This window comes from Colwellia meonggei (genome assembly GCF_057537295.1).
In genome coordinates this window covers 45,955-70,467 of the sequence record NZ_BAAJLZ010000008.1, presented here as the reverse complement: position 1 = coordinate 70,467, position 24,513 = coordinate 45,955, and the positions used below count along the sequence as shown (strand labels likewise).

General features: G+C 38.7%; 24 protein-coding genes. 16 read left to right on the top strand and 8 right to left on the bottom strand.

Annotation, left to right across the window (positions count from 1 at the left end; translation table 11 throughout):
* Positions 1-118: 118 nt before the first annotated feature.
* The 4 genes from AC27E9_RS16430 to AC27E9_RS16415 all read left to right on the top strand — a co-directional run bounded on the left by AC27E9_RS16430 (position 119) and on the right by AC27E9_RS16415 (position 3,812).
* Positions 119-1,480: a serine hydrolase domain-containing protein gene (locus tag AC27E9_RS16430; protein ID WP_487132045.1), complete on the top strand. Its 1,362-nt coding sequence runs from the start codon at positions 119-121 to the stop codon at positions 1,478-1,480.
* 204 nt (positions 1,481-1,684) lie between these two features.
* Positions 1,685-2,047, top strand: coding sequence for a GntR family transcriptional regulator (locus tag AC27E9_RS16425; protein WP_487132044.1), 363 nt, complete (start codon positions 1,685-1,687; stop codon positions 2,045-2,047).
* Positions 2,047-2,904, top strand: a complete 858-nt coding sequence (locus AC27E9_RS16420) for an ABC transporter ATP-binding protein (protein WP_487132042.1) — start codon at positions 2,047-2,049, stop codon at positions 2,902-2,904. The genes AC27E9_RS16425 and AC27E9_RS16420 overlap by 1 nt, the downstream gene beginning before the upstream one ends.
* The gene (locus AC27E9_RS16415; RefSeq protein WP_487132040.1) at positions 2,904-3,812 is read left to right on the top strand and encodes a hypothetical protein; all 909 of its coding nucleotides are present in this window, start codon (positions 2,904-2,906) and stop codon (positions 3,810-3,812) included. The genes AC27E9_RS16420 and AC27E9_RS16415 overlap by 1 nt, the downstream gene beginning before the upstream one ends.
* Positions 3,813-3,884: 72 nt before the next feature.
* Here the strand turns inward: AC27E9_RS16415 and AC27E9_RS16410 are convergent, their stop codons facing one another.
* Positions 3,885-5,036 (bottom strand): tetratricopeptide repeat protein, encoded by a 1,152-nt coding sequence (locus AC27E9_RS16410; RefSeq protein ID WP_487132038.1) that lies wholly within the window; start codon positions 5,034-5,036, stop codon positions 3,885-3,887.
* A gap of 158 nt (positions 5,037-5,194) precedes the next feature.
* On the opposite strand from AC27E9_RS16410, the gene AC27E9_RS16405 reads away from it, so the two are divergent.
* Positions 5,195-5,719: a hypothetical protein gene (locus AC27E9_RS16405; protein ID WP_487132036.1), complete on the top strand. Its 525-nt coding sequence runs from the start codon at positions 5,195-5,197 to the stop codon at positions 5,717-5,719.
* Between the two features lie 172 nt (positions 5,720-5,891).
* Here AC27E9_RS16405 and AC27E9_RS16400 read toward each other — a convergent pair whose 3' ends face one another.
* On the bottom strand, positions 5,892-7,040 hold the full coding sequence (locus tag AC27E9_RS16400; RefSeq protein ID WP_487132035.1) for an iron-containing alcohol dehydrogenase: 1,149 nt from the start codon (positions 7,038-7,040) through the stop codon (positions 5,892-5,894).
* Positions 7,041-7,205: 165 nt separating this feature from the next.
* Between AC27E9_RS16400 and AC27E9_RS16395 the strand changes: the two genes are divergently transcribed.
* A complete protein-coding gene (locus AC27E9_RS16395; protein ID WP_487132033.1) occupies positions 7,206-8,111 on the top strand; it encodes an AraC family transcriptional regulator in 906 nt (301 codons plus the stop codon).
* Between the two features lie 17 nt (positions 8,112-8,128).
* Here the strand turns inward: AC27E9_RS16395 and AC27E9_RS16390 are convergent, their stop codons facing one another.
* Entirely contained in the window at positions 8,129-8,578 is a 450-nt protein-coding gene (locus tag AC27E9_RS16390) for an HPP family protein (RefSeq protein ID WP_487132031.1), read from the bottom strand.
* A 104-nt stretch (positions 8,579-8,682) separates the two neighbouring features.
* Here AC27E9_RS16390 and AC27E9_RS16385 point away from each other — a divergent pair, with 104 nt between their 5' ends.
* From AC27E9_RS16385 to AC27E9_RS16370, 4 genes are all read left to right on the top strand, one after another.
* Positions 8,683-9,237 (top strand): TetR/AcrR family transcriptional regulator, encoded by a 555-nt coding sequence (locus AC27E9_RS16385; protein ID WP_487132029.1) that lies wholly within the window; start codon positions 8,683-8,685, stop codon positions 9,235-9,237.
* 110 nt (positions 9,238-9,347) lie between these two features.
* Entirely contained in the window at positions 9,348-9,728 is a 381-nt protein-coding gene (locus tag AC27E9_RS16380; RefSeq protein WP_487132028.1) for a BlaI/MecI/CopY family transcriptional regulator, read from the top strand.
* Between the two features lie 3 nt (positions 9,729-9,731).
* Positions 9,732-11,153 (top strand): M56 family metallopeptidase, encoded by a 1,422-nt coding sequence (locus AC27E9_RS16375; protein ID WP_487132026.1) that lies wholly within the window; start codon positions 9,732-9,734, stop codon positions 11,151-11,153.
* A 7-nt stretch (positions 11,154-11,160) separates the two neighbouring features.
* On the top strand, positions 11,161-11,823 hold the full coding sequence (locus AC27E9_RS16370) for an alpha/beta hydrolase (RefSeq protein ID WP_487132024.1): 663 nt from the start codon (positions 11,161-11,163) through the stop codon (positions 11,821-11,823).
* Between the two features lie 50 nt (positions 11,824-11,873).
* Here the strand turns inward: AC27E9_RS16370 and AC27E9_RS16365 are convergent, their stop codons facing one another.
* The 3 genes from AC27E9_RS16365 to AC27E9_RS16355 form a co-directional block, all read right to left on the bottom strand.
* The gene (locus AC27E9_RS16365) at positions 11,874-12,515 is read right to left on the bottom strand and encodes a hypothetical protein (protein ID WP_487132022.1); all 642 of its coding nucleotides are present in this window, start codon (positions 12,513-12,515) and stop codon (positions 11,874-11,876) included.
* Entirely contained in the window at positions 12,516-13,007 is a 492-nt protein-coding gene (locus AC27E9_RS16360; RefSeq protein WP_487132021.1) for an RNA polymerase sigma factor, read from the bottom strand.
* A 103-nt stretch (positions 13,008-13,110) separates the two neighbouring features.
* Positions 13,111-13,842 carry an SDR family oxidoreductase gene (locus tag AC27E9_RS16355; protein WP_487132019.1) on the bottom strand — a complete coding sequence of 244 codons (732 nt, stop codon included), beginning with the start codon at positions 13,840-13,842 and terminating at the stop codon, positions 13,111-13,113.
* A gap of 262 nt (positions 13,843-14,104) precedes the next feature.
* Here AC27E9_RS16355 and AC27E9_RS16350 point away from each other — a divergent pair, with 262 nt between their 5' ends.
* The 6 genes from AC27E9_RS16350 (at position 14,105) to AC27E9_RS16325 (ending at position 22,368) form a co-directional block, all read left to right on the top strand.
* The gene (locus tag AC27E9_RS16350) at positions 14,105-14,566 is read left to right on the top strand and encodes a c-type cytochrome biogenesis protein CcmI/CycH (RefSeq protein ID WP_487132017.1); all 462 of its coding nucleotides are present in this window, start codon (positions 14,105-14,107) and stop codon (positions 14,564-14,566) included.
* Positions 14,567-14,726: 160 nt separating this feature from the next.
* Positions 14,727-16,073 (top strand): TolC family protein, encoded by a 1,347-nt coding sequence (locus tag AC27E9_RS16345; RefSeq protein ID WP_487132016.1) that lies wholly within the window; start codon positions 14,727-14,729, stop codon positions 16,071-16,073.
* 2 nt (positions 16,074-16,075) lie between these two features.
* Positions 16,076-17,248 carry an efflux RND transporter periplasmic adaptor subunit gene (locus AC27E9_RS16340; protein ID WP_487132014.1) on the top strand — a complete coding sequence of 391 codons (1,173 nt, stop codon included), beginning with the start codon at positions 16,076-16,078 and terminating at the stop codon, positions 17,246-17,248.
* Positions 17,248-20,412, top strand: a complete 3,165-nt coding sequence (locus AC27E9_RS16335) for an efflux RND transporter permease subunit (RefSeq protein ID WP_487132012.1) — start codon at positions 17,248-17,250, stop codon at positions 20,410-20,412. The genes AC27E9_RS16340 and AC27E9_RS16335 overlap by 1 nt, the downstream gene beginning before the upstream one ends.
* Positions 20,402-21,079: a response regulator transcription factor gene (locus tag AC27E9_RS16330; protein ID WP_487132011.1), complete on the top strand. Its 678-nt coding sequence runs from the start codon at positions 20,402-20,404 to the stop codon at positions 21,077-21,079. Before AC27E9_RS16335 ends, AC27E9_RS16330 begins: the two co-directional genes overlap by 11 nt.
* A 17-nt stretch (positions 21,080-21,096) precedes the next feature.
* Positions 21,097-22,368 (top strand): sensor histidine kinase, encoded by a 1,272-nt coding sequence (locus tag AC27E9_RS16325; protein WP_487132009.1) that lies wholly within the window; start codon positions 21,097-21,099, stop codon positions 22,366-22,368.
* Between the two features lie 58 nt (positions 22,369-22,426).
* Here the strand turns inward: AC27E9_RS16325 and AC27E9_RS16320 are convergent, their stop codons facing one another.
* Both AC27E9_RS16320 and AC27E9_RS16315 read right to left on the bottom strand, forming a co-directional pair.
* Complete coding sequence (locus tag AC27E9_RS16320) at positions 22,427-22,771, bottom strand: hypothetical protein (RefSeq protein ID WP_487132007.1); 345 nt, start codon at positions 22,769-22,771, stop codon at positions 22,427-22,429.
* Positions 22,772-22,893: 122 nt separating this feature from the next.
* Positions 22,894-24,381, bottom strand: a complete 1,488-nt coding sequence (locus tag AC27E9_RS16315) for a methyl-accepting chemotaxis protein (RefSeq protein WP_487132005.1) — start codon at positions 24,379-24,381, stop codon at positions 22,894-22,896.
* Between the last annotated feature and the right edge of the window lie 132 nt (positions 24,382-24,513).

Genomic DNA, 24,513 nt, shown 5'->3' with positions numbered 1-24,513 from the left:
CATATGGGTGTTTATTTTACATAGATTTAAATAGTGTTAAAAATATCAATTAGATCGAGTCACTGGTGATAGTATTAAAACCAGTTAACATTGGAATAGCTTAACAAAAAGGATAGTTATGAAAACTAATATAATAAAAACAATTGGTTTGGCTACTATGCTGCTGACCACGTTAGTACTTGATGCTAATGCAGTGAGCATAAAGAATTATGATGCTGTAATTGAAAAATACGTAAAAGATACCGGTCCTGGTGTTGCGGTTATTGTGACTAAAAATGGTAAAACGCTTTATAAAAAAGCGCGTGGTTTGGCAAATATTGAATTGCAGGTTCCACTAAAAACCAACAGTGTTTTTCGTTTAGGCTCTATCACTAAACAGTTTACCGGTGCTGCAATTATGATGTTAGTTGAGCAAGGTAAATTATCATTATCAGATGATTTACATAAGTATGTGCCCGACTTTCCAACTGAAAATAACAAGGTAACAATAAGGCATTTATTAACACACACGTCAGGTATTGCCAATTATACAGAAGACGAAAATATTTGGCTTAGAGAGCTGCAAACACCGACGACGCTTGATGACATGATCATTCGTTTTGCAAAACACCCTATGGCATTGAAAGTTGGAGAGGCCAATCGCTATTCAAACACTGCTTATGTTTTATTGGGTAAAATAATTGAAATTGCTAGTGGTAAAACATATGCGGAGTTTATTGAGCAAGATATATTTGCCAAACTAGCAATGAAAAATAGCCAGTATGGTGGTTTGCAGATTATTCCTAACCGCGCAAATGGCTACTCTGCGAGTAAAGAAGGTTACGTAAATGCTAACTTCATCGATATGATGTGGCCACATGCGGCGGGTTCGTTGTTATCCACGGTTGATGATTTAAATATATGGTTTAAAGCATTGCGCAATGGCCAGTTAATATCAGCAGAGAGCTATAAGTTAATGACCTCACCCATGAAGCTAAATGACGATAGTATGTCAAATTACGGCTTTGGCTTAGGTATGTTTAAGCTTAATAAATACGATGCTATTGGTCATGGTGGCGGTATTCATGGTTTTGCTACTCATGCTTTTTATATTCCTAGTGAAGATCTTTATGTTGCGGTTCTGAATAATTATGACGCAGGTAACCCAAGTGAAATTTCCAGAGTGTTAGCGGCCGTTGCCCTTGAAATTCCTCTGCCTAAATTTGAAAAAATTGCTTTTAATAAACAGCAATTAACGCCAATGATGGGAAGTTATAAGCTTGCATCGGGTGATATTCGCGAAATTTTTATAGAAGACAATAAAGTTTATTCGGTGCGTGGGGACGGGCATAAATGGCAAGTTTTTCCAATGTCGGATAATGGATTCTATTACGATGGCAGCTTGAGTTATTTCACTATCGGCAAGAATGCTAAAGGCCAACAAGTGATGAATTTTTACAGTGACTTAGCCGAAAATCCAGACGTTGCAGTTAAACAATAAGTAGCGTTTTATAGCTATAGTAATGCCGCCTCTGCAAGCGGCATTTCATTCTAAACTGCAAACAAATATCTAGCCTTTTAATATTACCGACTACCATCAACTTTGAAATTTATATTTACATTTATTAAAAATCAATTATTTGCATTAAGTGTGTTGGTGATATATAACACTATAGTGAATGATAAATAACCAAGGAAAATAACAATGCCAACACAGTGGGATCCAGATACACCCATCTACATTCAGCTGTATCAGCAAGTACTCTCTAGAATACTCGATGGTTATATCATCGAAGGGGAGGCGTTACCTTCTGTTAGAAAGGTTGCAGCAGAATATCAATTGAATCCAATTACTATTTCTAAGGCGTATCAGATGCTACAGGACGAAAATATAGTTGAAAAACAACGTGGTAAAGGGTTGTTTGTCAACCATGGCGTACAAGACATTATTTTGAATAGAGAGCGAGAAAGCTTTTTAACTTCTCAATGGCCAAAAATAGTTGAGCAAATCAACCGATTAAAGCTTTCAACTGAGGATTTATTACAACCAATTGAGGAGGCTAAATAATGACAACATTAATCTCTATCAATGGCTTGAGTAAAAGCTATGGCAAGAAAAAGGTAGTATCGGATATTAATTTAACAGTAAGCGCTGGGCAAATACTAGGTTTAGTTGGGCCAAATGGTGCTGGTAAAACTACTTGTTTGCAATCGATGTTAGGTTTATCTGACTTCGACGGTAGTATTGATGTAATGGGTTATGATCCTCGCAAGCAACGTGCAGAAATGCTTAATGACGTTGCCTATATTTCCGATGTGGCAGTGTTACCTAGATGGTTAAAAGTGGAACAGGCTTTGAGTTATATGGCTGATGTACATGGCAACTTCGACCGTGAAAAAGCTGAACATTTTTTGTCAAAAACCAATATAAACCTAGCATCAAAAGTAAAAACTTTATCAAAAGGTATGGTTACACAGCTGCACCTTGCACTTATTTTAGCCATAGATGCCAAAATCTTGATACTAGACGAGCCGACATTAGGGTTAGATATTTTGACTAGGCATCAGTTTTATAACCACTTGCTGGAAGACTTTTATTCGGATGAGAAATGCATTCTTGTTACCACTCACCAAATTGAAGAAATTGAGCACATTCTGACAGATGTTGCTTTTATTCAAGACGGTAAATTGGTACTAAATGAAAGTGTTGAAGCCATGCGAGAGCGTTTTAAATTAGTTGCTGTTACTAACGACAAGCTAACTCAGGCGCAAGAACTGAAACCAATACACACCAATAGTTTAATGGGCTTAACAACGATGTTGTTTGATCGCTCAAGTGGTGAAGAATTACAAACGCTGGGTAATATTAGCGCGCCTAGTTTGGCTGATATTTTTGTCGGAGTGATGACCAAGGAGGCTGTGTAATGAGTATTGCAACATTTAACATGAACATTAAAAAAGAGCTTTGGGAATTTAATAAACTACTTTTTTGGGTACCCGTCATTATTATCTCTATGATGGTTGCTGCACCACTTTTGCAATTATTGATCATCGAAGATTATCAGATGAATGCTATGTTTGATGGTTTAGCACAATTGCAGCACCATGCCTTAGATGAAGAGTTTACGCATTTTAGTTTTGTGGCAATATCTGGATTGTTTGTACCTTTTATGGTGGTGGCGTTACTGGTGCAACTTTATTATTTTTTGGTTTGTCTGTTTGATGAAAGAAGGGATTTATCCATTTATTTTTGGCGTTCTATGCCGGTTTCTGATCTTTCAACAATTGCTTATAAACTATTTACCGGAGCCTTTGTCATTCCTGCCGTGTTTATGCTGGCAGCAACGGTCACATTAATAATTGCAGCATTACTTGCTTTTATTGCTTGTATGGTACTTTCAGTAGGGTTTGATATTTCACTGTGGCATATTTGGGGAAGCTTTAACTTTTTCAGTAGTTTAGCATTAACATGGTTAAGCTTAGTTCCTTTTGTTCTATGGCTATTTCCACTATTTGCTTGGTTAATGCTGGCGTCAATGTTTGCCAATAAAGCACCTTTTTTATGGGCGTTATTACCTGTAGTTATTGTTATTTTAGTGGAAGCCTTTGTTGTTCATTACTTTAATTTAGAATCTCAAATGTTTGCTTCACTATTACTGGACTATTTTGGCATTAGTGATGATACCTTACGTAGTAACTTTACTCATGAAAACGCAATGCATTTAATGCCTATTAAGGTATTAATGTCGAAAGTGAGTATTGTGGCTTTAGCGATAGGAGCTGGGCTAATGTACTTAACCTATTGGCTACGGGTGAATAGAAGCCACGCGTAATTACTTACTAAAATGATATAAAAGCCAATTTAATTGTTATAGATTACATTGGCTTTTTTGTTGCGATAAACTTTATAACGCCGAAGCTTTTAGTTTTTCTTGGTATTGTGCTAGGAATTTTCTATGGCGCTTTTTATGCCAAGTAAGAATATTGTCAGCGATAAGTACTGCTGATTTTTGATATTTTACCGCTAACAGATAATTACCAAGTTTTGCATAGGCTTTTGCTAGATTATGGTAACTATAAGCATCGTTGGGATAAAGTTTTAAGCTTTGTTGTAAAACGGATAGCCCTTTTGTTTGATCAACATCGAGCAAATAAAAACCTAATTTATTGATGGAATTTTTCGGTGAAACGTCGAAACCGTATTTCTGCTTAGAAAGATATTTAAAATGCCTAATAATTGCTGGCACCCCTTGCTGAGATATTACTGATTGTGGCGCAAGTCCTTGATTAATATCGTCAAATATTATTTCTATACCGTATATCGTGGCAAGCGGCGGGAGTGACATAAAGTAATGGTCATTAAAATCCTTGTAGTGCCAGTCTAGTAGTGCGGGTGCTGAAGTCTCGATTATTTTTTTCAGGTTCTTATAGTCTGTTAGTTGATGTTCTTCTTTAATGCCTGCCCCATGGCTAAACAATAACATACGGGGTTTATCATTGAGTTTGCTTAACTTATTTTTAGCGGTTGAGAGAATGGCAACATAATCATCTTTTATTTCTGGGCTAGTAGCAATATAGGCGTTTGCCATATTAGGTTTATTGATTAAGCCAGATAATACTATGGTTGCATTTGTTCTAAAGCCACTCATGATTCGATAGCCATTAGTGCGATATTTATTGTCGACAGCGGTAAATAGCTGTTCGTCAAAAAAGTCTAATAATGGCGTGGTTTTACCTGTTTCATCGAATATCATACCAATACGGTTACCGGGTGCTGGTGTAACAATAATGGTTTGTAACCAAGGCCATTCACCGTTGTGACTCATCCATTGATGCATACCACCTAAATAGGAGTTTGCATAATGATGAAAGTCAAACATCATGGTGTACGACTTGTCGGTATTTTTAGCGTAGCCTGAAGGCAATGTAACGTTAAATTTTAATGGCTCTGAAAATTTGGGATGTGCAATTTCTACGATTTCAAGCGTACTGTTGGCTGTTGCAACTTGGCTAAATATTCCAACTAACAGCAAGGCAAACGTTATAAATCTTCTCATTATTTTCCCTAATATTGATTCACACTAATCTCTCTAGTCTGCTTTAACTAAACGTTATATTCAATGTTTTGATTTTTATAATGATTTTGCAGTGAACCAGATTATCTTTCGCAACGTATTCTTAGCTAGGTCTAATCATTTTATGTAGAGCAAACACCATGAAAATCATCATTGTAATTTTTTCATTATTAATAAGTGCATGTGGCACTGTGTATCCAAATAAAGATATCACCGGACAAGCTTTTCCAATTGTCGAAGGGCAATCATTGGAAGAAAAAAGCGTCATTATCCCAAGTGATTTCTCTGATGATATGACTTTGCTATTAATTGGTTACAAGCAAAACTCACAGTTTGATATTGACCGCTGGCTAATAGGTTTAGATATGACGAAAACGCGAGTCAATGTATATGAAATACCGACTATCCAAGGTTTAGTGCCCAAAATGTTCAGTACCGTTATCGACAATGGTATGAGAGCTGGAATTCCTAAACCTATGTGGAAAGGAGTTATTACTGTTTACGGCGATGGTGAAAGAGTTCAAGCATTAACAGGTAACGAAAATGCCGCTAATGCTCGAGTAGTATTGCTAAATAAAAAAGGAAAAATTTTGTATTTTTACGATCAAGGGTTTTCTGTTGCGGCGCTTAATGAAGTGAGAGCTGTGCTTGCAAATCACCGTTAGTAGAGCGTTCGAATGATAATATGGTCAGCCGAAATTGGCTATTAAAGCCAGTGTTTTAGTATTTTTGATTAAACGAATTATCGACGAGTTTTGAAGATAAAGTTCCTCAGAAGAACTTACGTGAATATAGGTAGTCCTATTCACGTAAGTTCGATAATCATGCTACATCTTATTAGCTAACAGCAAGTTCTAATATTTCACGACTTTGCGTTAAGGTAATGACTTGATGCTCACCAAGTTTAACCATGTTGTGCGATTCAAGTTGAGTAATCACGTCATTGACTGCTTTTGTTTTATCGCCGCCATGTTCGGTCAGTTGTGTTGCAACATTGAGGCTATGATAGAAAGCTTCAATAGCATCAATAGTGCGTTCTGCTAGATCGTCACCAGCGGCTAATGCAAAAACATTACTGCCTAATTGTTCTAACTTAGCTTTTTTCACTGCCAGTTGATTACGCAATAATGATGGTTGGATTATCGCTAATGAACGTGCATGGTCTACGCCATATAAAGCCGTTAGTTCATGTCCAATCATATGGGTTGCCCAATCATGTGGCACACCAGCACCAATTAAACCGTTTAAAGCTTGATTGGCGGTCCACATTAGGTTTTCGCGCCATTGCAAGGTTTCTCGCTGATCATATTGCTCGGCTAACACTAATAAATTCTTTAATAATGCTTCAGCGTAACCGTCTTGAACCATAGCGCCAGTTGGTAGTGTTAAATACTGCTCACAAATATGTACCCAAGCGTCGACTAGGCCGTTAATTAACTGACGCTCTGGTAGTGTTTTCATAGCATCGGCATCAAGCACTGCAAACTTTGGTTGTACAGCAGGAGAGAAGAATGGCAGTTTATCTTGCGTTTCTGCGCGAGTAATTACCGATGCAGCATTTGATTCCGAACCTGTCGCTGGCAGTGTAAGTACTGCGCCAATGGCAACTGCGTCTGTAACATTATGCTTGCCTAACAATATGTCCCAACCTGCGCCATCATAACGTGCAGCTGCGGCAACGTATTTCGCACCGTCGATCACGGAGCCTCCACCGACAGCCAAAATAAAATCAATATTTTCAGCTTTTACTAAAGCAACGGCTTTATCTAATGTTTCCATGGTTGGGTTAGGTTCTACACCTGAAAATTCCAACCAAGAATGATTTGCTAATGCGCTTTCAACTTGCTGGTAAACACCGTTTTTCTTGATAGAGCCGCCGCCATAAATCACTAACACTTTACTATTCGATGGAATGGCATCGCTAATACTGGCTATTCTACCTTGGCCGAAGTGGATTTGTGTTGGGTTAACGTATGAAAATTCCATGAAGTACCTCGTCTAATGATTATCTTGTTATCAAATAACTACTTTGTTGATTGCATATTACTATCGCCTACAGCCTTTAAGTAGAGTATTAGTCGATATTTATTGCCTATTCGTGTAGAGTTTGGTTTTTGTCTTTGTTAAACGGCCTTTAAGGTAGCTAAAATTATGCAACAGCTAGTGAGCGCTATGCAGTGTTATGCAGATTTAAAGTCACTAAATAACTTGTCAGGTTCACATCGAACAGTTATCGATGGCGTTAAGTTTTATCGCGCTGCTCAAAGCAGTTCTCGGCAACCCTTGTTGTATCAATCTGGCATTATTGTGATGGCGCAAGGACATAAGAATATTTATATTGGCGAGAACTGTGTGCGATACGGTGCTGGTGATTATTTAGTGCTTGGTGTGCCTATGCCATTAGAATGTGAAGCATTTACGGCCCAAGGGTTACCCTTATTAGGCCTAGCAATTGATGTGAACTCACACACTTTGCATAAACTAGTTGCGCAAATAAAGGAGCAAAACGATAAATTTACAACTAATAGTGCTCAAGACAATACGAAGGAGAGAAATCAGCTGGACTTTGGTATTAAATCTAATACGTTAGGCGAACAATTGCATGAAACAATATTGCGTTTATTAAAGGTTTTGCAAAATGACGCTGAAGCGAGAATTCTTGGGCCAGCTATCGTTGAGGAAATAGTCTACCGCGCATTAATTGGTAAAAATGGTCATATTCTTTTTGATCTTGCTCATCATGATGGACATTACGCACGCATTGCTCGCGTGCTAGATACGCTGCACAAGCGCTACGCTGAAACGATATCGATAGAATATCTAGCCGAACTTGCTCATATGAGTGTTTCGGGTTTCCATAAAGCTTTTCGGCAAGTAACGAAAGAAACACCGCTACAATATCTGAAAAAAATTCGATTGAATAAAGCAAAAGATTTAATTGTTTCTGATGGCAAGCAAGCAACAGAGGCGGCGATGTTAGTTGGTTATACTAGCCCTTCACAATTTAGTCGTGAGTTTAAGCGTCACTTTAATGCGACACCTAAATCGATGGCGTAATGAACAGCCTATTGAGTTTACGCTGTTAACCTTGCTCTCAGCTTAGCCATTAAAATGCCACTGAGTACAATAATTATCGCCCCCGATAGTACTGGCGTTAGTAAGAAACTCCAACTTTGCCCTGTTAACATAATGAGGATTGGGTTGGCGCCTGCCGGTGGGTGAGTGGTTTTACTTAATAACATTACGCTAACACCAAGCCCTGTTGCTAGTGCTAATGTTGTAGGTGTTACGGAAAAATAGCTGACAAATATTAAACCTATAATGGCAGTTATTAGGTGTCCTAGTATGACATTCTTAGGTTTTGCTAGGGGGCTGTCGGGGACGCCAAAAACTAACACAGCCGTTGCACCAAATGGTGCCATAAGCCATATGTAGTGATGTTCAATATTGTCAGCAAATGCCAGTATGAATATAGCCATGGAACTGCCAACACCTGCAAATAACGCAGCAATTATATTTTTCATCTTACACCTATAAATTTAAAATCAATGTAGACAGATTTGTCTCTTTTCATGGTAGACAAATCGGTATACTTGTGTCAAGGTGTATCGATATTATGAGGAATGATATGAACACTAAAAAGCAATTACTTATTGATACCGCTCTAGATTTATTTTATCAAAATGGTGTCAATTCAGTTGGTATTAATGAAATACTCAGCGTGTCTGGTGTGGCCAAAAAAACACTTTATCGCTATTTTGAAAGCAAAGAAGCCTTAATAATTGCAACGTTAATGCAGCGACACGAAATTTTTATTAATTGGCTGCACTCATGCCTTAATAATTCAGCAAATAATCAAGAATTTGTTAGATCATTATTTAACGCTTTAACTAAATGGTTTCATAATGAAGTACCTGAACTAGCCGATTTTAGAGGCTGTTATTTTATTAATGCGGCAGCAGAATGTGCAGAGCAGAGTGATGAAATCAGTCGTTATTGTCAGCAGCATAAAAATAGGGTGCGAGCAGCATTAACAGTAGAAATGCCTGTTTTTGACGATTCACATTTTGAGCTAATCTGTATGCTAATGGAAGGAGCGATTACTTGTGCCTATGTGCAGCGAGACTTATCTGCTGCCGATAAATGTATAACATGGGCACTGTCTTATACAAGTTCTCACTAACTTAATTAGCTTTAATACAAATAAGTGTGACAAGTGTCGCAATTAATGCTTGTGCTTTTGTGACTAATGTCGCACTATGGTGTTTATGAGCATTGAATTGGTGATAAAATATGCAACCAACAGCACCTGAATTAGAAATACTGAAACTACTTTGGCATAAGCAACCACGTACTGCACGTGAACTTCATGATGAAATTGAAGCGATTTTGGATTGGAGTTACTCGTCAACCCGAAAAACGTTAGAGCGTATGGGGGATAAAGGTTTTGTTGAAATAGAGTCGCAAGGTAATAAAAAAATTTATACCGCTAAACTTGAAAAAGTATCAACCTTAGCGGCCTTTGCCCAAGACTTTGCAAAGCGAGTTTTTGAGTTAGACACTCCGCTCCCTGTTGCTATGTTTAGTGATAGTCGTTTGGTAAATGATGACGAAATAGCTGATTTAGAAAAGTTACTAGAAAAACTTGCCGCCGAAAGTAAAGGGCGAGAATAATTCATGTTAACCATTCAAACGGTGTTAGTAATTTCATTAAGCTTGATAGGTTTTATTTCTTGGAGCTTGTTACTCGTTTTACTTGCGAAAGTAGCGCAGCGCTATAGTCAAACGATGACTAATTGGTCGCGCTTTTGGTTGCTCATAATTGCTATTGCCATTATGCCTTTGCTTCCTATATCTATTCCTGTTACTCATACCGTGTTACCTGAGGCACTGTTAAGTGGAATTACTAGCTCAGTTGAACCCTTGTTGCAGCAGGCATCTATCGTTGATATTAGTAATCAGAAAATAGCATGGTTTAGTGTTGTTGCTATGCTATTGGGGTTTATCTTTGCTTTGAGTTCCTTGGCATTAGTCCGGACATTGTACAATTTAAGTAAACTCAATAAATTAGTATTAGCTGCGCCACAACTGACTAACCTTTCAGCTTTTAGCCAGCAACAGCAGTCATATTTCAAGCAAAAAAATATTAATGTGTATTTGCTTAATTCACATGGTTGCGCTTTTGTTTTTGGTTTTTTAAAACCTTGCCTAGTGTTATCAGAGAAAACATTAGCATTGCCTCCACAGCAATTACATTTACTTATTGAGCACGAGCTTTGCCATATTAAGCGTCACGACCCTAAGGTGTTAATTTGCTTACGCATACTTTCCGCAGTGTGCTGGTTTAATCCAGCGATATCTTATTTTACTCAGCGCTTTTTAATCTCTATGGAGTTAAATTGCGATGCAGAAGTGTTGACGTTGAGGCCGCAGGATAAGTTACCTTATTCTGAGACTTTACTCGCTAGTATTAAACTAAATCGTGATGAATATAAAGCTCAACTTATGCCGTATTTCTCAGGTTCGTCAGTAGAAAAAAGAGATATGGAAGCGAGAATTCGAGCAGTAATGAAGAGTAAAAACCATGGCAAAATCTCGTCTGTACAACTAATAGTTTTAGGCTTAATAACTTTATTTTTACTTGCTGGCGCAGTGTTAGCAAAACCATTGTTTACTAAGCAAATATTGAAGCCAAATGAAAGTAATATGCTATTACCTGTGCAAGGTGCGCGCATTTCATCGGGCTTTGGTGAGGCGAATAGTTTTAGAGGGCCGAAACAACACTTAGGAATTGATTTCGCTATAGCAAAGGGGAATGCTGTGGTTGCAACTATGTCGGGAATAGTAGTTATTGCCGATGCAAAAACTTTGCACGGCAATTATGGCAAAGTTGTATTAATTGAACACGACAATAAGTTGCAAAGTTTATACGCGCATTTGGATGAGATTACAGTACAAGCAGGTGATTACTTAATTGCCGGACAAAAATTGGGTACAGTTGGTACAACAGGCAGGGTGACGGGCCCGCATGTTCATTTTGAACTGCTTAAGAATGGTGAGCGTGTTAATCCAACTACTTATTTAAATTTATCGAATTAGTGTTGTTATGATGAAACTAAAATTAATATTGAGTTTACTGGCCGTGATCGCAACGAATGTGTGGGCAGGAAAAGTGCATGACCACTTTCCAGAGCAAGTAAATACTAATGAGCACTATGTGTTTTATTCCCATGGCTTAATCGTGGAAGGAGAAAATGCAACTCCGGTGAGTCCACGTTGGGGAATTTATGATTTCCCCGCGGTTAAAAAGGCATTACAAGATAAGGCATATCACCTGATTGCTTACCACAGGCCAAAAGGTACAAATCCAAGAGCGTTTGCCGTTAAGCTAGCTGCTGATATTGATAAGTTAGTTAAACAGGGGGTGCCTTATAAAAATATAACAGTGCTAGGCTTTTCGCGTGGCGGTGAAATAACGGCGCTCACATCGAATATTGTTGCATCGAATGACATGAATACTATTATTTTAGCGGCATGCGCTGGCTGGCTAATGAAAGACCAAAGCATTAAATTGCACGGTAGGGTGTTTTCAATTTATGAAACCTCTGACGGTGTTGGTTCGTGTCAGCGCTTAGTAGATAGAAGTCCCACTGTGGCAAGCTTTACAGAAGTCGCTATCTCTACTGGTGAAGAACATGGCGCTTTTTACAGGCCACTACCGGAATGGGTTGAGCCAGTAAAAAAGTGGCTGAAAAACCCTCGAGGTTAATATGAGCGGTGGCTTTTATTTGAGAAAAAAGCCACTGCAAATGAATGACCCTATTTTCGCAATGCCTCCATATCAGCAATGATCTCTTCAAGCTTTTTAAACTCGCGACCGTAAATTGGTTTCATATCTAGCTGATAAATGGCACTGGCAAAATAAGACAATAAAAATGCTATTAATACCGCACCGACACTAAATACTATTGGCACACCAAATAGCACCGGTATATTTGGAAAGTCCACTTGAAAACCTTGAATAATTGATTGACCTACCGCAGAAAAACCAAACTGTGCGACACAAGCTAGAAATATGGCCGGGTATACAAATTGATATATTCTCGTGTACTGAGCAATTAAGGTTTTTAGCCAAGTATCAAATGATTTAATGTACTGATAACTGCTGGTTTTCTTATCTAAATGTTCGAGTGTCGCAAGCTGTTTTTTTCCGAGCCATACCAACATTAATAAAATAGCAGAAGTGAAGGCGGCTAAAGCTGGCATGCCTAAAGCGCTCAGTACAATGAGGATTGCTATCGCACCGATCGCAATGGCAATGATATTAATTTTAAACATGCGATGTAGTTTATCGACAATATTATTTGATTTTTGATTGTATAAGTCGTTAATTTTAGGCGCGACAAGTGCTTTATCGTCGATAAAACCTTGCTGCCAAATTGTTTCTATTGATTTAGTCATTTAATCGCTCTCCATGTTAAGTATTTTATTTAACCGCTGCTTTATTCGCGTGATACGCACGCCGATGTTGTTGGCATTAGAGCCGATAATATCGGCAATTTCGTGATAACTTTTCTCTTCTAAATACAGCAAAGTCAGCGCTCTGTCGGTTTCCGAAAGCTGGCGAATGGCAGTGTAGAGTTGGTTAACCGATTCATCAGCAAAATGCTGGCTGTCTGTAATTGCCTCTGCTGGTAATGTGTCAGAAGCAAAATACTGATTTTTATTATCTTTCTTTTTTAAGTAGGTTAAACAAACGTTTAAGGAGATTTTATAAACCCAAGTAGACCATTGTGATTTTTCTTGAAAATTGTCGCGGCTACGCCAAATTTGCAGGCAGACCTCTTGGTAATAATCTTCAAAATCTTCTTGTGAATTGGTATATGCACGACAGATTTTAATTATAATTCCAGCATAAGGCAGTATGAATGCCGTATAAAAATCACTTCCCATGTTTTAAGTTCTCACCCTAATTCGATTGTTATTTTTACTTATAATCAGTTAGTGGTAAAAAACTGAAAACATTACACTGGCAGTGAAATTATTTTTTAATTACTTACTTGCCACCGGCGATATCGATGAATGTACCTGTGATATAAGAGGCCTCGGTAGATAGAAGCCAAGCAATACTGTTAGCAACTTCTGCTGCTGTGCCACCTCTTTTTAAAGGGATTTGTGGGCTTAGACGTTGTATTCTATTTGGTTCGCCGCCATCAGCATGCATTTCAGTATCAATAAACCCTGGTCGTACAGCATTTACACGGATATTACGTTCAGCTAATTCTAACGACAAACCCTTAGTAAGAGAGTCCATGGCTCCTTTAGAAGCGGCATAATCTATATACTCGTTCGGTGCTCCTATTCTAGATGCTGCAGATGAAACATTAACAATTGCGCCGCCACTTGGCATCTGTTTTATCGCTTCTTTACAACATAGAAAGCAGCTAGTGACATTGGTGATTAATACCTTATTAAACCGCTCGACAGATAAGTCAGCCAAGGTAGATTGGGTAAATAAAATACCGGCGTTATTCACTAAATGCGTTACCTTACCGTATTGTTTATTAATCGCTTGAAAAAGTTGGATAACTTCATTTTCTTGCGATACGTCAGCAGCAAAAGCGAATGCAGTTCCTCCTTGAGCTTCAATTTCAGCAACTACTTGCTGAGCAGTTTCAGCGTTTGTATGGTAGTTAACACAAACTTTATAATCCTGCTTTGCAAGTAATTTTGCTGTGGCAGCACCTATACCTCTTCCAGCGCCGGTAACTAATGCGACTTTGTTCATCTATTTATCCAATGAAAATATAAAGCATTAGCGTATGTGAGATTTTAATCGTTTACTAGCTTTACCGCATTTTGATAAGTGCTAAAAATTTTACAATATTGAGGTAAGTCACATTTTGTTCAGAAATGTATTGTAATACGTGGTATTTTCTTGCGCTTATTTGTTCGGCAGTTAAGAATTAGCAAAGGAAAAATTAAACAGTGCAACTCAGTTACAAGTTTAGCTTCGTTGTGATGTCAGTTACTATTTTAAGGTAATAGTTATGAGAATATGTATAAGTTTTTGTTTTCTGTTCTGGTCAATTATTGGACTCTCTACTGCGGCCAATGCACAAGAACAAACAGCGGATAAGCCAGCCAGAAAAGTAACAGTACAAGTTAATATTTCTCCTGAGTTAATGCCTAATGACGCGGATGACTGGGTGTTATATGTTTATGCATCTAAGCCTGGCGCACGTTTACCTTTGGCAAACTTTAAAGGTAAATTATCGCAGCTGCCTAGTGAAGTCGTGCTACACCAAAGCATGTACTTATTGCCACATTTAACCTTACAACAAGCTGAAAATGTGGTGATTGTTGCTAAAGCAACTAAGAGTAAAAATCCACATCAAAAAAGTTCTGATGACATCATTGGTTATTCTACACCGGTTAACTTCGCAACTGGTCCGCATCAGTCGGTAACTATGAGCATAGATCAACACGATAAAGCGCTACCGAAGAAATAACAAAGCAATAGATCGCTCAGTAAATATTGTATAGCGAGGCAAAATACTTAGCTTTGCTATGCAATAAATTGACAAAAATGAAATCTTAGCCCAGTTCTTAACCTCGCTTTAACGCCTCACTCGCTACACTTTCGCCATATTTTTAATTATGGGGCGAATTGTGAAGTTTTCACCAGTATTTATTATCTCGCTAAGTTTTTGTTTTGTTAGCGCATGTTCAACATTCGAAGATGTAACTTTTGATCAACAAGCAAGCAATCAACTAAAAGATTTAGCGCAAACTAGCATTGACGTTAGCAACGAGCCACAAGCTATCGCCTTATCTGAGTTACTTGCTATTGATGAAGCTAATGCCTTAATTGCTAGCGCTATGGCAAATAACCCGAGTTTACAACAAACCTTGTTGACCCTAAAAACCGCAGAGCAACAATTAACGGTTACTTCGTCATCGCAATGGCCAAATATTTCAGCAGGCCTAAATGCCAATAAATCTGAGGCGAGCACGGCAAACTATAGCGCTAGCGTTGATGTTGCTTGGACCCTTGATATTTGGCAGCAACTTGCTAATGCCAATAGTGCTGAACAAGCGAATGTTGCCGCCAGTGCGTATGCCTATCAAGGTGCGAAAGATTTACTTGCTGCTAATGTGATGCAAGCCTATTTAGGCTTAGTACAAACTAGCCAGTTAATCGCCATCGAGACAGCGCGCGTTAAGGCTTATCAAACCAATGAACAAGTGATTATTGATCGCTATCGCAAAGGATTAATTGAGTTAAATGAGCTTGATACCGCCAAATCGTCAACACAAAGTAGTCAAGCCACATTGGTTGATTATCAAGCACAATATCAACAAGCATTAAGAAACATCGCGCTTTTAACCGGTGTCACTGAAAATTTACTTAATTATCGTGAAGTTTACCCTGAAGTAATGATGCCGCTAGAGAAAGTTTCAGAGCAAAGCTTAGGTCGACGCCCTGATTTACAGCAGGCGTATCAAAATATTATTGCCAGCCAGTATCAACATAAAGTGGCATATAAAGCGTTATTACCTAGCTTGTCGCTAACAGGCTCTATTACCAATAGTGATGCTAACTTACACGACGCGCTTTTTGGTAGTAATGCTTGGCAATTACTTGGGCAATTATCTGCACCAATTTTTAATGCTGGCAAGCTGACCAGTGAAGTAGAAATTGCAAAGTTTTCTGCTGAAAAAAGCTACTGGAATTTCCAAGAAAAGTTACTTTCAGCGGTTAATGAGGTCGATAATGCTGTTGCTCAAGAACAAGCAGTCAGCAAACGGTTAGTGCTAACTAAATCAGCGCTTGCGAGCGCTAAGCGCAGCGAACAAACGTATACCTCACGATATCGCCAAGGCACAGTGTCGTTAATCGACCTGCTACAAATTCAGCAACAAACATTTTCATTACAAGCACAAGTTACGCAATTAACTTACGAGTTATTAAACAACCGCATTACCTTAGGGCTTGCGTTAGGCTTAGGAGTATAGGAATGCCAATTATCAATAAAAAATCACTTGCTACTGTGGCAGGGTTAATCAGTATTTTTCTTGCAATTACGATCAATGGTGCCTTGTCTGCCAATCAGCAAAAAACACCACCACCAAAAGTAGCACCACAATATCCAGTGGTGTCGGTGACAGCAGTTGCCCCTATTAGCCAACGGGCTTCTGTTACCGCTTATGGTGAAGTTAAATCACGTAACCAATTAGCATTAACTTCGCAGGTTAGTGGTCAAGTCACGTATTTATCAGACAAGTTCTTAACCGGTAACACCTTTAAAAAAGGCGAGTTGCTAGCGGAAATTGAACCTATTGTTTATCAACAAGCATTGGCAAATGCGCAAGCGAATTTGGCGGATGCTAAATTAGCCTTAGCACAAGAGCAGCTTAATAGCAGCCAAGCGGAAGAAGAATGGCAACAGTCTGGTTTAGCTGGCGAACAAGCATCAGATTTAGTACTGCGTAAGCCACAATTAGCTGCCGCGAAAGCAAAGTACACTATGTCAGTTAAAGAAATGGAAAAAGCACAATATGACTTAGCACAAACGAAACTACGTGCACCATTCGATGCCTTGGTGGTTTCTAAACAAATACAAGTGGGCAGTAATGTGCAAACAGGCACAACCCTAGCGGATCTTTATGATATTTCATTATTTGAAGTGGCTTTGCCGTTATCAGCCCAACAATGGCAATTATTGCCTAATATTCAAAATGACCCACAACAATTGACGGGTATTGAAATTCAATTAACGGATGAGTCAACACAAAAACAATGGCCAGCCTTGGTTGATCGCGTTGAACAGCATATTGACGCGCAAAGTCGTCAGCGTTCGCTGGTTGCTGTTGTTAAAAAACCAATTGCCTTAGCAGAGCCGCTATTTCCAGGTTCATTTGTTAAAGCCAGTATTCACGGGGAACAAATAGAGCAACTATGGCAATTACCCGCATCGGCATTAGTAGACAGTAATACTGTTTGGCAGGTTAATGATGAAGGCCTGCTTAATTACTTATCGGTAAAGGTGATGTTTTCACAAAACAATGCCGTTTTTGTGCAACCGATTGACACCGCAGCTATAAGTAAGTCAGCAAAAATTGTAAATCGGCCACTGGCTAGTTATTTAAAGAATATGAAGGTAGAAGCTAAAGTAGAGGAGTTACTGTAATGACACCTGCACACCACCAACGCGGTATAATCGCTTGGTTTGCTGGTAATTCAGTTGCCGCAAACTTGCTGATGTTATCCATCATCTTTCTTGGCTTAATGTCGTTTAATCAATTGCGCAAAGAGGCATTTCCACCTTGGGCGACTGACTCTATTCGTATTTCTATGACTTACGATAGTGGCGATGCCAAGCTTTCTGAGGAAGGTATTGCAATAAAAATTGAGGAAGCACTAGCGACAGTACAAGGTATCAAGCGTGTTACGTCAACTTCGAATGCTAACGGCAGTAATGTTACCGTAGAAGCAACGTCTAGCTACGATCTTGATATTTTATTGCGTGATGTAAAAGCCAAAGTAGATGCGATTTATAACTTTCCTGCGGCAGCGGAAAAGCCAAGCATAGAGAAGATGACGCAATTGAATCATGCTTATTCTATTAAGATTTTTGGCGATAGTGATCGCACAGCATTGCAAGCCATTGCCGAACGCTTAAAAGTTGATTTATTAGCACAACCTTCCATTTCAAATGTGTCGATAAAAGGCAAAGCTGAGCCGATGATGTCGATTGAGCTAGACGAGCAAAAGCTACAAGCTTATAACTTATCGTTTTCGGATGTTGCTGATGTGGTTAACAGTGAGTCAGCCACCGCCATTTCTACCAGCTTACGTAACGCAGATAAAGTGGTACGTTTAAAAGTTGCCGAACAGGCTTATCAGCAAAAAGAGTTTGCCAATATTCCCTTAGTTACTTTGGCTGATGGTAGTCAAATTCGTTTAGGTGATGTTGCGAAAGTTAACGATGATTTTGCTGATGATGTTTTTGTCGTCGGTCGTTACAACGGTAAACCTGGTATTGGTGTAGAAATTAATGTCGACGATAATGGCGATGTTTTAAAAATAGTTGAGCAGGCCAATAACATTGTCAGTAAATGGCAAGAAAGTGCATTACTACCACAAAATGTTGTGATGGAAACTTGGAACGATGGCGGCACTTTAATTCGAGATCGTTTAGCGCTATTGGTTAAAAATGCTTTATCAGGTATTGCGCTAGTTTTCATTGTTTTAGCAATATTTCTAAACTTACGCGTGGCATTTTGGGTAACAGCAGGTTTGCCTTTTATTTTCTGTGGTACGTTATTTTTCATGACCGACAGCTTTACTGGCATGACGATTAATGAAATGACTACTTTTGGTTTTATTCTCGCACTCGGTATTGTTGTAGACGATGCAGTGGTGGTCGGCGAAAGTATTTACGCAACTCGAAAAGCACAGGGCGATTCGATTAAAAGTACTGTGGTTGGCGCACAAAAAGTTGCAGTACCAACCATATTTGGTGTGTTAACCACAGTGGCGACTTTTATTGCCCTTGCTAATGTTGAAGGTGGTATGGGGCAGGTGTATTCACAATTTGCCGTTATTGTGACTATTTGTTTATTACTTTCAGTGGTGGAATCAAAGTTAATTCTACCGTCACATTTGGCACATTTAGATACTCATAGGAAAACAGGTACAGCGGGTTGGAAAAGTATTTGGCCACGTATTCAAGATGCTGCTGACAATGGTTTACAGTGGTTTAGCGATAAAGTTTACCAACCAGCAATTAAATTTGCGGTGAATTATCGCTATGGTGTGCTTTGTGGTTTTATCGCTATTTTTATTTTAGTGATTGGAATGCCGACTAATGGTGGTGTGCGGGTGGCATTCTTCCCAGATATTCCTGGTAGTGTTATTGAAGCGAATGTTTCAATGCAAAATGATGCCAGCTTTGGTCAAACCAATAAAAACCTGAATGCACTTGAACTTGCCGCGCAAAGCACCGACCAAGAGTTGATGGCGAAATATAGCCAGCAAGGGACGGGCATTGATACCATTGAAGTGATCGGCGAAAGTGACTTAGCAGGCTCTATTGTTGTTGAACTTGATGAAGCCGCACCTTATGGTTTAAATGAATTTGCTCGTGTGTGGAAAGCACAAGTGAAAATGCCAGAAGGGGTTCGAAAATTAGATATTCGTTCTGGTTTTGGTGGTGGTGATAACTTTAAAGTTGAATTGAAAGCTTGGAATACCGACACCATTCGTGCTGCAGGTCAGGAAATAAAATCGGCTATATCACAAGTGGCGGGTGTCAGTGGTATTGATGATAATTTTGACTCAGGCCAAGCACAATTGCGTTTTGAGTTAAATGAACAAGGTTTAGCGTTAGGGCTTACGACACAAGCTTTATCTCGTCAGGTGCTTCAAGCATTTGGTGGCGAAATTGTACAAAGTTATCAACGTGGTAAAGACGAAGTGAAAGTAAGAATTCGCTATCCTGAGAAGCAACGTCAAACCGTTGATGATGTAATGAAAGCCAATGTTCGATTAACTGATGGCCAAGTCGTGCCATTGGCATTAGTGGCAAAAGTAACCTCTGAATATCAACAAAATGACATTACCCGTATTTCTGGTTTACCGGCAGTATATGTCAGTGCACAAGTTGATAAAGACATTATTTCTTCTAATGAGTTAGTGCTTGAGCTGGAAAAAGAGCTTATTCCTCGCTTAGAAAATATGTACCCTGATCTGGCTATTCACTTTGCTGGTGAGGCAGAAGAGCAAGCTGAAACGACTAATTCGATGACGCGCTTATTTATTATGGCAATGGCGGCGATCTATATCTTATTGGCTATTCCATTACGTTCATACGTACAGCCTGTAATCATCATGATGGCTATCCCATTTGGCTTAGTTGGCGCTATTTTAGGTCATTGGTTAAATGATATGGTACTGAGTGTTTTATCATTTAATGGTATTGTGGCCTTAAGTGGTGTGGTGGTGAATGATAGCTTATTACTCGTTTCTCGTTTTAATGCGTTGAAGCAGCAAAAAGCTAAGGTGTCAGAAGCCATTATTGAAGCCTGTACAGGGCGATTACGTGCGGTATTGTTAACCTCAATAACAACTTATGCTGGCTTAATGCCATTGTTGAGTGAAACATCAACACAAGCGCAATTTATTATTCCTGCAGCAGCGTCATTAGGCTATGGTATTTTATTTGCGACCTTTATTACTTTGTTATTGGTGCCGTCATTATTAATGATGCATCAAGATGCAATAAACTTAATCGACCGCTTTAAACAAAAAATCAGTGGTAAACGTCGAGAGGAATTGGTGCATGAGCATTAATGTTTTATTAGTTGAAGATGATATCGATCTTGCATCGACAGTGGTTGATTACTTAGAAATTGAGAGTATTAACTGTGATCATGCCGCTAATGGGATTCAAGGTTTATCGTTAATTGAAGCTAATGATTATCAAGTTATTTTATTGGATTTGAATTTACCAAAACTTGATGGTTTATCGGTTTGCCAGAAGGTCAGAGAAAGCAGTAATGATACACCTATTTTGATGTTAACCGCGCGCGACTCACTTGGTGATAAAGTTGCAGGTTTTGACGCTGGTACAGATGATTATCTTGTTAAGCCATTTGAGATTGAAGAGCTACTGGTTCGTGTTATTGCCTTATCTAAACGACGCAGTGGCCAAGCAAGTACCTTAAATGTTGGCGAGCTAGCACTAGAGTTAAAAGCACGCAGCGCAAGTTATGCGGGTGATGCCATTAAGCTAACGCCAATCACGTTTAAGTTATTAGAAAAGTTAATGCGAGAAGCTGGGAAACCGGTCTCACGGGCAGCGTTAATGCAAGTGGTTTGGGGTGATGAGCAGCCAGATAGCAACAGTCTAAAGGTGCATATTCATCATCTGAGAAAACAACTTGAGAAGGTCGAGGCTGATTTGGCTATTGAAACAGAAACGGGTTTTGGCTTTGTTTTACGCGAAAAATCAGCTTAGGAAGTAGAGCGATAGAAATGAGTATTCGAACCTATATTTTTGCCTTACTAACCAGTTTTGTGCTGCTAATAGCGGTGATATTGTCTTATCAAAGTGCCCGGCTATTTATTGGCTCATTTGGTATGGTCATTGAAGATATGATGCTACAAATTGGTCAAGAATATCCCAACAATGGCGAAGTAGAACAAACCATTCTTGAATACCATGTCACCACCGATTGGCAAAAAGTTCCACAACCTGTCCGTAATTACTTTCCGGAAATTCCTGAGGAAACTGAAGAACTACATTCTAAATTTGTTGATTGGGCATATATTGCGCCGCCGAAAAAAATCTACTCATTGTTAGTGTTAAACAGAGATGGTAAACAGGTTTTTGTGTCACGCTTTAATGAAAATATTCATGATGAAATGGCGGCAGAGCATGAAGATGATTTTTTTATTGATCCCATGGTGATTATTATTTTGGTGGGCTTATCCGGTATCATCATTTTTATTTTAGTACTGCTTTATGTCTTTAAGAAAATTGCTGTGCCAGTTGAGTCATTGCAGGCGTGGGGGAAACAGTTAACCTTAGCTGATCTAGAAAATAACCAGCCTGATTTTAAGTTTAGAGAGTTAAATGAACTGGCTAATATTATTCATAATAATTTAGCGTCAGTGGCTGAATCAGTAAAACGTGAACAAGCTTTTTTAAGTTATGCTAGCCATGAGTTAAGAACACCTATTGCAGTATTAAGAAGTAATTCTGCTTTGCTGGAAAAAGTAAATTCGTCGCCATCAGACAAAGAGCGAGAAATTCGAAATCGTATTCAGCGGGCAAGTTTAACCATGAAGTCGATGACTGAAACATTGTTATGGTTAAGTCGAGAAGGCGATATTGATATGCCTATCGAAGATGTCAGCCTCGGCGATTTAATGCAAAATAGCCAAGCTGAATTACGTTATTTGTTAGCAGGTAAGTCAGTTGAAGTAAATATTTGTACAGACCAAAGCCTTGTTGCTATCGCTCAGGTGCCAACAATAATCGTGTTAAATAATTTAGTTCGAAATGCCTTTCAGCATACACAAAGTGGTCATGTTGATATTTTGCAGCGCGGCAATGAAGTGATTATTAACAATGTTGAACATGATACGCACGAGCTTGCAAATAGTGACGGAGAGTTAGGGTTTGGTTTAGGTATGCAGTTGGTTGAAAAACTCACCACGCAGTTTGGCTGGCCATTTACTGTTAGCCAAGGGAAAAGCGGTTACCATGTCAGCATCATTTTTGAAAACCATGTGGCTAACTGATTCAATAATCAGCTAATAATTTAGCCGATTATTGAATTATGTTACTTGCCATTTTAGATCACTTATAAGTGAAAGTTACTTTGTCCATTTCAGCAACAATGCCTTGATTTGAGGGTGTAAAAGTAACCCTTTGGGTTTTGGCAATTGCATTGACTAATATTATCTCAACATCACCCTCCATAACGGTTTTGCCTTTTTGAAAAGAGGCATGACTGGATTTTGTTGATAAATTGCCATTTGCAAAGGCAATTCTGACATTTCCCGAGTAGATATGCGATTTACTGTCTAGTGAGACTTTTTGTTCGTTGGCGGTAATTTCCATTTCATTTGCCGAGAGCTTATTGGTTAAAACAACACTTGATAAAATGACTGTGACGAGCGTTAACTGTTTAAATAATTTCATCTTGATTCCCTACCTAGATTAATTAAATACGACTTAAGCTTCATACACCATACTAAATTTATCATTGTTGGGTATAGTCAATTTTGCATTATCACAATAACTTCATAAAAATATTTCGGCGGTTATTGCGCTTTAAAGCCAATCCTAAAACCACCCCAATGTTTGCCATTAATGATGATCGGTACTGATACATCGTGCATGATTTCGCCGGTATCTCGTTTATAAGTCTGTAATAAAAATTTATTAGTATGTTGACCACAACGAATGCCTGTGGCGTCATCAAAAATTCGTTTAGTTCGATTATGAATAGTGTCTATTTCGACGTCACCAGTAAGCGGCTCTGAAAAGCAAAGGTTGTGTGTAGGGAAGTAACCATTGATATCAACAGCTCCAGCATAAATAACTTCGGAGTGATGTTGTAAAATAGGCTCTTGTATTTCAGGCAAATATTTATCAGTAAAACTGTCAAAAGGTGAATTATACTTTTGCGGGCTAGTATCAGTTATTTTGCTATAACTAAAATCAAATAATGCTTGTGTGCTTATTTCATTGCTTGCCATTTTCTCATTAAATAGAACTGAAACTTTCGTTGCAGACTCTATTGCGATAGTAGATATTTTCTCGATTAAAGAGCCGGTTTTAAATTCAGATAATTCAACAAATATTGATTCAGTATTTTGACAAAGCCCAGTGGCTTTCTTTGAGACTAAATGTGTCTCTTTACTCTTACCGACTAAAAACTCGTGTAAATTGGTAATTGCTGAAGATATTTCAGCACTAGTACTGGTTTGTTCTTGCAAAGCGCTATTAATATGATCGCTAGCATCTGCAGAGTCTGTCATTTGTTGTTTAATATCGCTAAGTGATATCGATAGTGTTCCCATACTTTCAACAATATGGCGGCTTTGTTCGACAACTTGTTCCATGACATTGGTGGTTGATTGTGATTCTTGATTAATTTGATTAAGCATGTTGCCTATTTGCTCAGTAGCTTCAGCAGTTTTTGAGGCTAAAGCTCTTACTTCATCGGCAACGACTGCAAAGCCACGTCCCTGTTCGCCAGCGCGAGCGGCTTCAATCGCGGCATTTAATGCCAGTAAATTAGTTTGTCCTGATATGCCATCGATAACATTAGTGATGTTTTGAATCTCAGCCGCTTTTTTTGAAAGCAGCGTAATCTTTTCTGCGGCACTAACAACATCGCTATTTAACTTATTAATGACGGTTACGTTATTGGTTAAATGTTGTGATCCATCAGCTGTTGCAGCCATCGCTTTGTTTGATTGTAATGACGCTATTTCTGCGTTGTCAGACATCACCTTAATGCTGTTTGACATTTGCTCTGCTGCACTAGCAAGTCTGTCAACGTCATTGCCTGATAGCTCGATTGCGTGACTCAATTTATCTAAAAAAAAGCTAACCTCCGCGGCATTAATGGCAAGTTCACTGGCTTTATTGTCGATATTTTTACCAACGGTTGCATGATGCTGTGCGTATTGATCTAGAGACTCTGCAAAAGTGCCTATGGTAGTTAATTGTAGCGAATTTGAAACTAGATTTTGTTGTCGTTGTTCACTATTTATGACCGTGTTTTTGATAAAAATCAGCAATAATATGCACGTAGTAATAAATGTTCCAAGCGCATGCCAGACCAACTGGCGAGTAAGTGATTCTAGTATGATTAAAACTATTGAGGTAATAGCTGCTAGAGTGCAGGCCGAAAGAAATAATTTTTGCTTGGA